This is a genomic window from Salinispora sp. H7-4 (assembly GCF_013416675.1).
Taxonomy (GTDB): domain Bacteria; phylum Actinomycetota; class Actinomycetes; order Mycobacteriales; family Micromonosporaceae; genus Micromonospora; species Micromonospora vitiensis.
Genome location: NZ_JABZED010000016.1, coordinates 266,362 through 278,799, shown reverse-complemented (window position 1 = coordinate 278,799; position 12,438 = coordinate 266,362). Strand labels below are relative to the sequence as shown.

The window sequence follows — 12,438 nt, the reverse complement described above, 5'->3', positions numbered from 1 at the left end:
TGATCAACGTCTTCGGCAAGGTCACCATCATCAACAACCGACCCACCAACTGCACCGGCAGCCCCAACCCCGTACCCACCTGCTTCGGCTGACCGATCCACCACAGCCTGACGCCCCCGGCAGTCGCCGGGGGCGTCAGGCGTGAAAGCGGCACCCCTGGGAAGCGGTCCGACACATGTGGTCCCGCCAGCTCCTAAGAGGTCGATCGCCCCGACTGGTGGTCGATCAGCAACAGTGACTTGCCGACCGTGGCGCGCGTGGCCAGTGCGCGGTGGGCGTCAGCGGCCCGTTCCAGCGGGTAGGTGGCGCCGATCATCGGGTGCATGCGTCCCCGCGTGGTCCGTTCCAGGGCCAGGCCCAACAGCTCGCGTACGGTCTGTCGGTCCGGCGGGCCGTCCAACAGCGGTGCGAATATCCGAATGCCGCGGCCCGCGGCCACATCGGGGTCTGGGGTTGCGAGGCCGTCGGCGGTGCCGTAGGTGACGAGCCGTCCGCCGTCGGCGACCGCATCCAGGGTGGCCGTGCCGGTTGGGCCACCAGCCCCGTCGTAGACCAGCGCGACACCGCCTCCTGTTTCTTCCCGCACCTGATCGATCCAGTCCGGCCGGGTGTAGTCGATAGCGATCTCCGCACCCAGTTGGCGGGCCAGCGCCAGTTTGGCGTCGGTGGAAGCGGCGGCTACCACCCGCGCTCCGGCGTTGACGGCTAGTTGCACCAGCAGTGATCCGGCTCCACCAGCGGCAGCGGAGACCAGTACCCACTCTCTCTTTCGTGGTGTGCCCAGTTGGTCCAGGCGGAGTGCGGTCACGCCGTCGTGCACCAGTGCCGCGGCTGCCTCGATGGCCAGGCCGTCGGGAACCGGCAGGATCTCCTCGATGTGCGCGGCGACCCGTTCGGCGTAGCCGGTGCTGGTCTGTACGACCACCCGCCGACCAATCCATGCCGGGTCCACCCCGTCGCCGGTCCGCACCACTATGCCTGCTCCGCCGCCACCCGGCACATAGGGCAACGTGCGGGGGAAGAAGTCCTGTCCCCAGCCGCTGCGCAGCAGGGTGTCGAGGAAGATGACGTCCGCCGCGGCCAGGGCGACGACAACCTGGCCGGGGCCGGGCGCCGGGTCGGGCAGTTCCGCAGGCGACAGCACCTCTGGACCGCCGAACGCGGTTACCTGGATTGCGCGCATGTGTAAGTAGCACCCCTTTGGGACAGACAGCATCCCGACCAGGGTTCAACCTAAACCTCGGTTGAGGTCAAGCCCACCGCTGCCGGCTCTGGCCCGACCACGCCGGGGCCTGTGCCCGGCATGGTCGGCGGCGGTGATCCGGCGGTCTCAGCGCGGGGTGAGGCGGTCGGTGCCGAGGCGGTCCCGCAGCACCTCCGGCACCAGGACACTGCCGTCGGGCTGCTGGAACTGCTCCAGGATGGCCGGGAAGAGGCGGCTGGTGGCCAGCGCCGAGCCGTTCAGCGTGTGCACGAACCGGGTCTGCTTGCCGCCCGGCTCGCGGTAGCGGATCGCCGCCCGTCGGGCCTGGTAGTCACCGCCCCAGGAGACCGACGAGACCTCCTTGTATTTACCGGTGCTCGGCATCCAGACCTCGATGTCGAGGGTCTTGCGCATCGCGGCACTCGAGTCGCCGGCCGCGAGCAGGCTGCGCTGGTAGTGCAGGCCCAACCGCTCCACCAGGCCCTCGGCGTGGGTGACCATCGCCTCCAGCGCCGCGTCGGCCTGCTCCGGCAGGACGAACTGGAAGATCTCCACCTTGTTGAACTGGTGGCCGCGCACGGTGCCGCGCTCGTCCGAGTGCGACCCGGCCGCCTCCCGGCGGTAGCACGGGGTGTACGCGAACACCTTCAGCGGCAGCTTCGTGGTGTCCAGGATCTCGTTCTGGTACGCCCCGAGGATCGCCGTCTCGGCGGTCGGCAGCAGGAACTGACCACGGGGGGCGGACTGCCGGCCCAGGTGGTAGACGTCGTCGTAGAACTTGGGGAACTGCCCGGCGGCGAAGCCGGCGGTCTCCAGCAGCAGGTGCGGCGGGAGCAGGAACTCGTAGCCGGCCGCGATGTTCTGGTCGATCAGCCAGTTGACCAGCGCCCACTCCAGCCGGGCGCCCAGGCCGGTGTACATCCAGAAACCGGAGCCGCCGAGCTTCACGCCCCGCTCATGGTCGACCAGGCCCAACCGTCGGCTCAACTCGACGTGGTCGCGCACCTTCTCGATCGCCGGTGGCTCGCCGAAGGTCCTCACCACCCGGTTGGCCTCCTTGCCGCCGGGCACCACGTCCTCGGCGGGCAGGTTCGGCAGCTCGCTCATCCGCACCCGGAGCTGGTCCTGCACCTGGCCCAGCTCGGTCTCCAAATCGGCGAGCTGCCGACGACCGGCCTCGGCCACCGTCGGCTCCGGCTCGCGGCCGGCCCGCTTGGCCTCCGCGTACGCCCGGGCTTCCGCCTTGCGGCGCTGCCGCTCGCCGTCGATCTCGGAGATCAGACTGCGCCGCTGCTGGTCCAGCTGCGACAGCTCGTCCAGCGCCTGGCTCACCTCCGCCGGGTCCAGTCGCTTGGCCAGCGCGGACGCCACCGCGTCGCGGTCTTTCCGGATCAACTCCATGTCGAGCATGCTGCTCCGTACGCCTCCGTCCGGGTATCAGGTGGACCACCAGATGCTACCGTCGCGGGCCCACCGCCCCCGGCCTGCCCTCAGCGTCGGCTCCGGCTACCGCACGCGGAAGGTGATGCCGGCGCGTTGGAGCCGCTCCAGCAGGGCATCGCCCATCGCGGTGACCGGGGTGACCTGGCCGGTGGTCGCGGGCAGGTCGTCCAGGGCGAGGCAGAGCGCCGACTCGGCGAGCATCTTCGCCGTCTCGTCGTAGCCGGGGTCACCACCGGCCACCTCGGTGCGCACCCGCTGCCCGCCGCTCTCGGCCAGGAACCGCAGCTGGAACCAGGAGCGGGCCCGCCGTTCGGGGCTCGGGCCCTGCCCGGGGCTGAGCCGACCGAACAGCCAGCGCCGGGTCGGCGGCAGCTTCACCAGCACCGTCACCGCGGCGATCCCGGCCGCCCCCGCGAGCAGGGTGGGGAGCCGCCGTACCGCCGCGAAGTGCCGGTAGCGGAAGTCCGGCCCGTACTCCGGGCGGGCGGCTGCCGAGCGGCGGACCACCTGGGGGTCGATCGTCGGCAGTGGCACCGCCCACGTGCCGAGCTCGGGGGAGCGGGCGATCCGGCCGGACACCGCCCGGACCCGTCGGCCCTCCGGTTGCGGCTCGACCGCCCGCCGGGCCGCGGCGGCCCGGCTCGTCTCGCCGGTCCGCGAGAACGCGGTCAGGGCCGAGTGGTAGGTGCCGCCGGAGAAGCGCCCCCCGGCCCGGACGAAGCCGTCAACGCTGATCGGCGCCCCCGTCGGGAGTTGCTTGAGGGTGAACCACACACCCAGGTCGTACGGGATCGAGTCGAAACCGCAGGTGTGCACCAGCCGGGCGCCGGTGCGGACCGCCGTCTCGTGGTGTCGCACGTACATCAGGTCGACGAACTCCGGTTCGCCAGTGATGTCGAGATAGTCGGTGCCCGCCGCGGCGCAGGCCGCCACCAGCGGCTCGCCGTGGTGGATGTACGGGCCCACGGTGGAGGCGACCACCCGGGCGCGCTCGGCCACCGTCCGCAGCGACGCGGGGTCGGTGACGTCGGCGGTGAGCAACGGCAGCTCGGCCAGGGTTGAGTCGATGGCGGCGAGTCGGCTCCGGACGGCGGTGAGCTTGTCCGGGTTCCGCCCGGCCAGCGCCCAGCGCAGCCCGGGCGGCGCGTGTTGGGCCAGGTATTCGGCAGTCAGGCTCCCGGTGAACCCGGTGGCGCCGAACAGGACCAGGTCGTACGTCCGCTCCGGAGGCATCTGCCGAGTCTGCCACCTGAGCCGGCTATCCGGCAGGGGGCAGATCCGGGCTGAAGACGGCCCGGACGCAGCCGTCCCGTCGGTCCCGGAACAGCGCGTACCCGCGCGCACCCTCCTCCAGCGGCAGCCGGTGGGTGGCCAGGTGCTCGGTCCGTAACTCGTCGCGGGCCATCCGCTTCAGCAGCGTCGGCACCCGCCCCGCCCCGTGCTGCCGCGCACCCCGCACCCGCAATCCCTTGGCGCCGACCGCGTCCAGCGGAAAGGCGTCCACCTGCCCGGTGAACTCGCCGAGTACGACCACGGTGCCGCCCTTACGGCAGGAGTGCACCGCCTCGCGGACCGCCGGGGGGCGCTCCGCCGCGCCGGTGAACCGCTCGGCCAGGGAACGCGGCCGTCCGTCCCAGGCCGGTCCGACCGCCTCCACGCAGATGTCCGGCCCCCGCCCGCCGGTTCGTTCGCGCAGCTCGGCGGGGATGTCCGCGTGCCGCGGGTCGACCGTCTCCGCGCCGGTGTGCCGTCGTGCCATCCGCAGCCGTTCCTCCTGCGGATCCAGGATTATCACCCGGTCGGCGCCGAGCAGGCTGGCCGCGCGGGCGGTGAGTTGACCGACCGCCCCGGCACCCCAGACCGCCACCACGGCTCCCGGGTGGACCCCGCCCAGCTCGGCGGCGAGCCAACCGGCGGGGGCGGCGTCCGCGGCGAAGAGCGCCCGTTCGTCGCTCACCGGGTCCGGGATGCCGTACGCACCGACATCGGCGTACGGGACGCGGACGTACTCGGCGTGCCCACCGGCGAACCCGCCCGCAGCGGTGGGTCGCCCGAAGGCGCCGGGCACGGCCTGGCCGTACGCCAGCTCACTCGCCTCCGGCACCAGGTTCCCGTTGTCGCAGCACCACGGTGCGCCGGAGCGGCACTGCCAGCAGGAGCCGCAGGCCACAGTGGAGCTGACCACCACCCGGTCGCCGACCCGGTGCCGGTGTACCTGCGGTCCCACCTCGACGACCTCGCCCAGGAACTCGTGTCCGAGCACATCCCCGTCGGCCGGGTACGGTGCCCGGCCGGCCAGGAGGGGCAGGTCCCCGCCGCAGGTGGCGCTCAGGCGTACTCGCACGATGGCGTCGTGGCCGTTGCGCAGTTCCGGATCGGGTACCTGCCGGACCGCGACCCGGCCGGCGCCCGTCCAGCACAGCGCCCTCATCCGGCCAACCCCCGGTCGATCGGCGAGCGGTCGGCGCGGAGCACCTCCCCGGTCTCGGCGAGCTGCTTGGCCTGTCGCAACGCGGTCCGCACCACCCGGTCGGGGTGGTCGCCGGCCACATGCGCGGCGAGGCCCGGAAGGGTCGCACCAGGACGGATCCGCGCCGCCAGCTCGGTGCCCCGGCCCGCTGGCGCGGGCCAGACGTCCACCTGGATGGCGCGGCCGAGTTGGCGTAGCGGCTCCGGCCGTCGCCCGCCGGGCAGTACCTCGTTGGGCGGTCGGTTGATCGTCACCACCTCCCAACCACCGGCCGGCGGGGCACCGGAATGCGGGTCGGCCGGGTGAACCCGTCGTCGGGCACCGGCGAGCCTCGCCAGCATCCCGGCAGCGGTCCCGGCCCGTCTCGTACGGTGTCTCACCCGTGCCTCCCGTCGGATCCGTTCGGTACCGGTACAGCCCGGTGCCCCCATCCGTCCAGCACCCGGTCCGTCTGTTGCCCGGGTGCCGTCCCCCTCGCCGACGCCACTCTTCCCAGCGTCGGCTCAGCCCGGGTGAACCGGGTTCCCCCGGAAGGGGTGAACCGGTACCGGCCGGGTAACCGCGGATCTGGGGAGAACGTGTTCGATGGGGGTGGGCCGATGCCGGAGGAGCGACGGCAGACCACGGGAGCCGGTGCGCCGCTACTGGCCTCCCGACTGACCCCGGGTCCACTGCCCGGACCGGTGGTCCTGCGGCCCCGGCTGCTACGGCAGCTTGACGAGGGGACCGCCGTACCGGTGACGCTTGTCGCCGCGCCGGCGGGCTGGGGCAAGACGACGTTGCTCACCTCCTGGTATCAGGCCGCCACCGGCGGCGATCCGGTGCGGGGCGGTCCGGTGACCGGCGCCGCCGCCGGGGGTCGTGTCGGGTCGCCGCCGAAGGTCGGGGCGGGTGCGCCGGACCCGTCGGAAGCGGGGTCCGGCCGGGACCGGCCGGACCTGGGCTGGGTCTCGGTGGAGGTCGGTGACGACGGTGAACGTCTCTGGTCGTACCTGGCGGCGGCGCTGCGGCCCGCTCCGTCGCGGTCGGAGGCCCTGGACGGTCCGCTGCGGTCGGAGGCGCTGGACGGTCTGCCGCGCCCGGACCAGCTGGAGGTGCTGGCCGCGGCACTTGCCGCCCGGGAGCGGCCGGTGCTGCTGGTCCTGGACGACCTGCACCGGATCACCGACCCCGCGGCGGTCGCCGGATTGGAGTTCCTGCTCCGCCACTGTGAGCAGCGGCTGCGTCTGGTGGCCGGGGCTCGTGCCGGGGTGCCGTTGGCGGTCCACCGGTGGCGGTTGGCCGGCGAGCTGGCCGAGCTCGGTCCAGACGACCTGGCCTTCACCGGCGACGAGGTCGCCGACCTACTGACCGCACATGGGACGGCCCTTCCGGTGGAGGGGGTCCAGCGGCTGCGCGAGCGCACCGGTGGCTGGCCGGCGATGCTCCGGTTCGCCGCGCTCGCCCTGCCCGGGCAGTCGGACCCGGCCCGGTGGGTGGGGCAGCTCGGCAGTGACCAGCCGGACATCGCCGGCTACCTGCGGGAGGAGGTCCTTGGCGGGCTGGATCCGGACGACCGGGAGCTGCTGCGGAGCACGGCGGTGGCGGACGCCGCCTGCGCTGGCCTCGCCGACGCGGTGACCGGCCGCCCGGACACTGCGGCGAGGCTGGCCGAGCTGGCGGGCGTCGGCGGCGTACTGCGGCACGACGACGGCCAGCCCCCCTGGTACCGCTGCCATCCGCTGCTGGCCGATCTGCTCCGCGACGAGCTGGCCCGGCTGCCCGCCGTTGACGCGCGGGAGCTGCACCGGCGCGCCGCTGGCTGGTACGCCGACAACGGGCGGCCCGCCGACGGCCTGCGGCACGCGCTCCGGGGCGGCGACTGGTCCGGGGCCACCGAGCTGTTCCGTACGACCTGGCCGGAGCTGGCGCCGTACGACCGGGAGGGTTCGACCGCGCCACCGCCACCACCTGCCGAGACCCTGGCGCGGGATCCGGAGCTGGCCTTGGCGTGCGCGGCGGAACGGGCGTACGCGGGGGACCTGTCGGCCGCCGAGGGGTATCTGCGGTCAGCCGGGGCGGTGAGTGAGCTGCCGGTGCCGCGCCGGGAGCGCTTTGCCCGGTTGGTCGCCGCGGTGGAGCTCGCGGTGGCCCGCTGGTCCGACGACATTCCGGCGGTACGCGCCGCTGCCGCCCGGTTGCTCGCCACCCATCCGGTGACCGGGGCATCCGGGGGACAGGACCAGCTACTGGCCACCGCCGAACCGCGCGGGACCACCGTCGAGGATGCCGACGGGTGGGCGGTGGCGGGCACCGCGCTCGGCCTGGTCGATGTCGCGGTCGGCGAGTTGGGCAGTGCGGAGCGGCAGCTGGCGGCGGCCTCCCGGGCCGCCCGGACCGCCGGGTGGGTACGAACCGAGCTGACGGGTGCCAGCCGGGTAGCGCTGCTGCGCGCGGTCCGCGGTGACCTGCGGCAGGCGGAGACGGGGGCCCGTTCGGCGCTCGCCCTTCCGCCCGGCCAGGGGTGGTCCTGCCGGACCGACCGCGGGTACGCCTACCTGGCGCTGGCGGTGGTGGCGCTGCTGCGGGACCAACCCGAGGAGGCGGCGGCGAACCTGGCGTTGGCGGAGCCGGCGACCGGGGAGCCCGCCGCCGGGGCGATGGTGGCGTGGTGCCGGTCCCACCTGTTGCGGGACGCCGGTGACCGCACGGGTGGCTACCGGCTGCTCGTCTCGGCCCGGGAGCGGCTGGGTGGTCCGCGGGAGCAGTCGGGCGGTCCGCGGGGGGAGCTGGAGCGGTGGCTGCGGGCTGCCGAGGCTGACCTGCATGCGGTCCGGGGCGACCTGGACGCCGCCCGCGAGCTGCTGGTTGGGGCGGGCCCCGAACTCGCGGTGGGCCTTGCTCGGGTGGAGTTCCGGGCCGGGGATATCCGGACGGCCGAGGCCGTCCTGCCCGACTGGCAGGCGCCCGAGGCGGCGGACTGGCCGCTACCGGTGCGGGTGGAGGCCGCGGTGCTGCACGTGGTGCTGGCCGAGCAGGTGGGGGATGGCCGACGGGCGCACCGGAGCCTGGAGGCCGCCCTCGACCTGGCCGAAGCGGAGGGGGTCCGGCGGCCGTTCACCCGCGCCGATCCGGCGATCCGCGACCTGCTGGCAGCGCATCTGGATACCGGCACGGCGCACTGGTCGGCCGTGAGTGACCTGGTCCGTGGGGCGGAGGAGCCGGACGAACGGTTCGGGCCGGCCAGGGCCGCGCTGGCCGAGCTGGCCGAGCCACTGACCGAGCGTGAAGTGACCATCCTCCGCTACCTGCAGAGCATCCTTTCCAACGTGGAGATCGCGGCCGAGCTGTCGTTGTCGATCAACACGGTCAAAACCCATGTACGCAACATCTATCGCAAACTCGACGCCACCCGCCGCCGGGAGGCGGTCCGGCGGGCCCGGGAACTGCGGCTGATCTGATCGGCGGCGTCGACCGCACCGCCGCGGCGCCGGTCATCCCCGGTCGACGGCGTCGACCGCCGCCAGCAGGTCGGCGAGGTCGTATCCACCGTTGTGTCGGGCACCGTTGACGAACAGGGTCGGGGTGGCCTGCACGCCGCTGCGGATGCCGCCGACGAAGTCCCGCCGGACCCGGTCGCCGTGGGCCTGCTGATCCGTCTCAGCGTCGATTTCGGCGGCGGAGAGGCCGAGTTGTCCGACGCCGAGCGAGAGGTGCACCGGGTCGAGTTGGTCCTGGTGTTCGTACAACCAGTCGTGCATCTCCCAGAACCGGCCTCGGACGCCGGCCGCCTCAGTGGCATGGGCGGCGTTGTCCGCGTACGGGTGCACGTTGGAGATCGGGAAGTGCCGATAGACCAGCCGGACCATGTCGGCCCGTTGTCGGAGCAGTTCGGCGAGGTTGGCGTAGGCCACCCCGCAGAACTGGCACTGAAAGTCCGCGTACTCGACGAGGGTCACCGGCGCGTCCACCGGTCCCCGGATGTGGTCGCTCTCCGTCACCGGGGTTCGGAGGAGTGGGGTGACCTGGTGTGGGGTCGTCATCACCGCACCACCAAACGGTTGCCGCGTGCCGACTGGGCCGGCACGTTCGGATCGGTCATGCCTCCCACTGTCGCCGGCAGCGGGGTGAGGAGGGCTCACCCGGCCCGGATGGTTCCCGACCCCGCGGCGCCGGCGCGACGAGGCGGTTGTGGGGCCGGGAGTGCCGGCTGGGCGCGTGCTGGACGACCACGCCGGGTGGCCTGGGGTCTCCGCCTTTCGTCGCATCGGGCCGCTACATTGGGCCGTGACTGTTTCGGGTCTCGGGTACTCCGGCCCTTGACTGTTTGGGTGGAGAACTGTTCAGGTGGGTAACTGTTCAGGTGGAGAACCTTTCCGGATGAGGGCTGTTCGCGTTGGGGGCTGTTCCCGTAAAGGCAGCCCCGTAACCGAAGGGTGAAATATTCGGATAAGGCTGACCTGGCATTCGAACCACAAGAACTACTCATCCCAGGGGGTGGCGACCGAGTGTGTGGGAGGAATACTCTCGGTCGCGGCCTGCGTACTGATGAGGCGCCTGTGACGGGCGAGTGGAGGTGCTCGCGTGAGCCTGTCGATCGTAAAGTCGGTCCTACCCGGGAGCGTCGTGGAGATCTCACCACGTGGTGAGATCGACGTCGACACCGCATACGAGGTGCGTGAGGCGGTGGCTGAGGCCCTGGCCAAAAGCCATCCTCGCCGCATCGAGTTGAACATGCGGCTGGTGACCTTCATCGACTCTGTCGGCATCAGCGCGATGGTTGCCGGCTTCCAGACCGCCGAGGTGAGCGGTGTGCGGCTGGTGGTGACCGAGCCGAGCCGATTCGTACACCGGCAGCTCTGGGTCGCTGGCCTACTCGGCCTCTTCGGCGCCCCCGAGCCCTACTTCGCGCAGGCGCCGGCCCCGGAGGTCCTGCCGGGGGGCTGACCAGCTCGTGCTCCGGCGGTGTGCGGGCCGGGAGCTGTTCGCCCGCGGGCGGCTCCCGGCCCGCACACCCGGGTTAGTAGACCGACAGGTGCACGTGGTTTGTGTGGTCGCTGGAGGGGTCGCCGGCGGCCCCGCTGTACGACTTCCACCCACTGCTGGGCAGCCAGATCTGCCGATACCAGATCACGTATAGCACCGCGAGTTGGTCGGCGTTGTCCACCAGGAACGCCGCCAGGTTGTTGCCGTATGTCCGGTCGTCGCCGGTGGCATCTCCGCCGAAGCCGTCCTGCTGAGCGGCGAAGTCGCAGGCCCGGCCCTTTGGGTGCTCACCGGAGCTGCCGGGGCGATAGCAGGACACATAGCGGGTGAAGCCGGCCGCCTTGGTCTCGTTCAGCGCATGCAGCGTTCGCGGGGTAATGCAACCATCCGCCGGCGTGGGATCATTGACGCTGCAGGTTTCGGCCGGCCAGGAGCCGTCCGGGTTGCGCGGGGCCGGAGCTGCCTGGGTCGAGTTCTGGGTGGTGGCTGTGGCTGCGGCTGCGGCGCTGGCCTGCTCATTGGCGACCGTCAGCGCCTGCTCCGCCTGCTGCTTGCGCTTGGCCATCCGGGCCTCTTGCTTGCGCTGTTCGATGATCTCCGCTTCGACCGCGCGGGTGTCCTGCGCGATCTGTTCCTGGGTCTGCTGCAATTCGGTTAGAGCTCGGTTCTCGTTGGCGGCCATCGCCTCCAGCGTCGCGACGCGGTCCAGGAAGTTCGCCGGTGAGGTGTTGTCGAGCAGCACCGACGCCGTGCGCAGTGGACCGGTCCGATATGCCTGGTCGGCGATCTGCTCAACCAGCTCGGTGCGTTCGGCCTGCTCGGTCTTGGTGGTCTTGAGTTTCGCGGTGAGCTGCTGCTGCCGCTGCACCGACTCGGTCAGCGCCTGTTTGGCGTCCAGGTATCCCTTGCTGGCTGCTTCGAGCTCGGCACGAAGGGCGGGGGTGCCGCCCTCCGGATCGTCGGTCACCGCGACCTGCCGGGCGGGGGGAGCGGCTGCCGCGGGGCCGGCCGGGGCGAGGCCGACAGTGAGGGTGAGCGCCACGACGATCAGTGCCGCCGCCCGGGCGGCGCGGTGTCGTACGGGTGCCACTGCTGGCATATGTAGATGTCCTTCCGTCGACCGCCGACCGGGTTAGCTGACGGGTTCGGGACGGAAGATCCCTACCGCTGACGCGGATGCACCCCGGGTACCTGGTTCCCCGGCTCACCCTGGCGGGCGATTAGGCGGCGGCCCCGCCGGCACCGGTGGGTGCCGCCTGGCGCAGGCCGGCTCAGAGCCTAACCGGTGCTCCTGAGTCGGGCTTACCCGGCAGTTGATCAGGGACTACTACCACCCGACGGAACCGCAGTCCCCACTGGTTGGCGCCGGCTCGACCTGTATTGTCGCGTGCTCGATTCGGAAGTCCTCCTTCAGCGCGGACCGGGCGGCTCCGAGGACCGTGCCGAGGTCGGCGGCGGGGTCGATGGTGAGGTGCGCGGAGGCTACCTCCATCCCGGAGGTGAGGGTCCAGATGTGCAGGTCGTGCACGTCGCTCACCCCGGATACGGCGACCAGCCGGTCGTGCACCGCGGTGACTTTCAGGTGTTCCGGCGCGGCCTGCACCAGGATGCGTAGGGCTGCCCGGCCGAGCCGCCAGGTCCGCGGCAGGATGAACAGCCCGATCGCCACCGCGACGAGCGGGTCGGCCCACCACCAGCCGGTGCCGGCGATGACCAGTGCCGCCGCGATCACGCCGAGGCTGCCGAGCAGGTCGCCCAGCACCTCGAGGTAGGCGCCCTGGATGTTGATGCTCTCCTGTGCGCCCGGGCGTAGCAGCGCGAAGGCGACGATGTTGGCGAGCAGGCCCAGGATGGCCACCACCAGCATGGGCCCCGTGCTTACCTCGGGCGGATCACCGAACCGGCGGACGGCCTCCACCAGCACATAGATCGAGACGGCGGAGAGGAGCAGGGCGTTGGCGAGGGCGGCCAGCACCTCCAGCCGGTAGAGCCCAAAGGTCCGCTGCGGGTCCCTGTCCCGGCGCCGGGTGGCGGTCAGCGCGGCGAGGGCCATGCCGATGCCGAGGACATCGGTGAACATGTGCCCGGCGTCGCTGAGCAGGGCCAGAGATCCGGTGCGGACGGCGGTCACCGCTTCCGTCACCATCAGGGCGGCGAGCAGGGCGAAGGCCGCCCAGAGGCGCCCCCGATGCCGCTGCCCCGCGTTGGCCACCGCCCCGTGGTGGTCATGTGCTGCACCCACTCGGACACCTTCCGCCGGCTGTCCGGTCCTGCACCCAACCTATGTTCACATTGCCATGTGTATAGCTATCTGCGGGAAATCGCTCTGAGTCGTGCCGCGGACCCGCGACCAGCG

10 protein-coding genes and 1 riboswitch are annotated in these 12,438 nt (G+C 72.2%); of the genes, 2 read left to right on the top strand and 8 right to left on the bottom strand.

The genetic code is table 11. From position 1 onward, the window contains the following. Positions 1 to 193 precede the first annotated feature (193 nt). The 5 genes from H0524_RS12315 to H0524_RS12295 all read right to left on the bottom strand — a co-directional run bounded on the left by H0524_RS12315 (position 194) and on the right by H0524_RS12295 (position 5,458). Positions 194 to 1,183: a zinc-binding dehydrogenase gene (locus H0524_RS12315; protein WP_180198762.1), complete on the bottom strand. Its 990-nt coding sequence runs from the start codon at positions 1,181 to 1,183 to the stop codon at positions 194 to 196. Positions 1,184 to 1,330: 147 nt separating this feature from the next. Next, complete coding sequence (gene serS, locus H0524_RS12310; RefSeq protein WP_180198761.1) at positions 1,331 to 2,614, bottom strand: serine--tRNA ligase; 1,284 nt, start codon at positions 2,612 to 2,614, stop codon at positions 1,331 to 1,333. 96 nt (positions 2,615 to 2,710) lie between these two features. Further along, positions 2,711 to 3,880, bottom strand: coding sequence for a trans-acting enoyl reductase family protein (locus H0524_RS12305; RefSeq protein WP_180198760.1), 1,170 nt, complete (start codon positions 3,878 to 3,880; stop codon positions 2,711 to 2,713). 25 nt (positions 3,881 to 3,905) lie between these two features. Beyond that, the gene (locus tag H0524_RS12300; RefSeq protein WP_180198759.1) at positions 3,906 to 5,078 is read right to left on the bottom strand and encodes an alcohol dehydrogenase catalytic domain-containing protein; all 1,173 of its coding nucleotides are present in this window, start codon (positions 5,076 to 5,078) and stop codon (positions 3,906 to 3,908) included. Beyond that, positions 5,075 to 5,458, bottom strand: coding sequence for a hypothetical protein (locus tag H0524_RS12295; RefSeq protein WP_180198778.1), 384 nt, complete (start codon positions 5,456 to 5,458; stop codon positions 5,075 to 5,077). The genes H0524_RS12300 and H0524_RS12295 overlap by 4 nt, the downstream gene beginning before the upstream one ends. Before the next feature lie 258 nt (positions 5,459 to 5,716). Between H0524_RS12295 and H0524_RS12290 the strand changes: the two genes are divergently transcribed. Further along, the gene (locus H0524_RS12290) at positions 5,717 to 8,557 is read left to right on the top strand and encodes a LuxR C-terminal-related transcriptional regulator (RefSeq protein WP_180198758.1); all 2,841 of its coding nucleotides are present in this window, start codon (positions 5,717 to 5,719) and stop codon (positions 8,555 to 8,557) included. A gap of 33 nt (positions 8,558 to 8,590) precedes the next feature. Here H0524_RS12290 and H0524_RS12285 read toward each other — a convergent pair whose 3' ends face one another. Further along, entirely contained in the window at positions 8,591 to 9,139 is a 549-nt protein-coding gene (locus H0524_RS12285; protein ID WP_180198757.1) for a DsbA family protein, read from the bottom strand. 541 nt (positions 9,140 to 9,680) lie between these two features. Between H0524_RS12285 and H0524_RS12280 the strand changes: the two genes are divergently transcribed. After that, positions 9,681 to 10,043, top strand: coding sequence for an STAS domain-containing protein (locus H0524_RS12280; protein ID WP_180198756.1), 363 nt, complete (start codon positions 9,681 to 9,683; stop codon positions 10,041 to 10,043). Between the two features lie 73 nt (positions 10,044 to 10,116). Here H0524_RS12280 and H0524_RS12275 read toward each other — a convergent pair whose 3' ends face one another. Further along, positions 10,117 to 11,172: a hypothetical protein gene (locus H0524_RS12275; protein WP_309225085.1), complete on the bottom strand. Its 1,056-nt coding sequence runs from the start codon at positions 11,170 to 11,172 to the stop codon at positions 10,117 to 10,119. Between the two features lie 15 nt (positions 11,173 to 11,187). Next, a riboswitch (cyclic di-AMP (ydaO/yuaA leader) is annotated at positions 11,188 to 11,319 on the bottom strand. Between the two features lie 90 nt (positions 11,320 to 11,409). After that, entirely contained in the window at positions 11,410 to 12,324 is a 915-nt protein-coding gene (locus H0524_RS12270; RefSeq protein ID WP_180198754.1) for a cation diffusion facilitator family transporter, read from the bottom strand. Between the last annotated feature and the right edge of the window lie 114 nt (positions 12,325 to 12,438).

Excerpts from the sequence above, each read along its gene's own strand:
- H0524_RS12285 (WP_180198757.1), bottom strand. The coding sequence starts at position 9,139 with ATGACGACCCCACACCAGGTCACCCCACTCCTCCGAACCCCGGTGACG.
- serS (WP_180198761.1), bottom strand. The coding sequence starts at position 2,614 with ATGCTCGACATGGAGTTGATCCGGAAAGACCGCGACGCGGTGGCGTCC.
- H0524_RS12295 (WP_180198778.1), bottom strand. The coding sequence starts at position 5,458 with ATGCTGGCGAGGCTCGCCGGTGCCCGACGACGGGTTCACCCGGCCGAC.
- H0524_RS12305 (WP_180198760.1), bottom strand. The coding sequence starts at position 3,880 with ATGCCTCCGGAGCGGACGTACGACCTGGTCCTGTTCGGCGCCACCGGG.
- H0524_RS12315 (WP_180198762.1), bottom strand. The coding sequence starts at position 1,183 with ATGCGCGCAATCCAGGTAACCGCGTTCGGCGGTCCAGAGGTGCTGTCG.
- H0524_RS12290 (WP_180198758.1), top strand. The coding sequence starts at position 5,717 with ATGCCGGAGGAGCGACGGCAGACCACGGGAGCCGGTGCGCCGCTACTG.
- H0524_RS12300 (WP_180198759.1), bottom strand. The coding sequence starts at position 5,078 with ATGAGGGCGCTGTGCTGGACGGGCGCCGGCCGGGTCGCGGTCCGGCAG.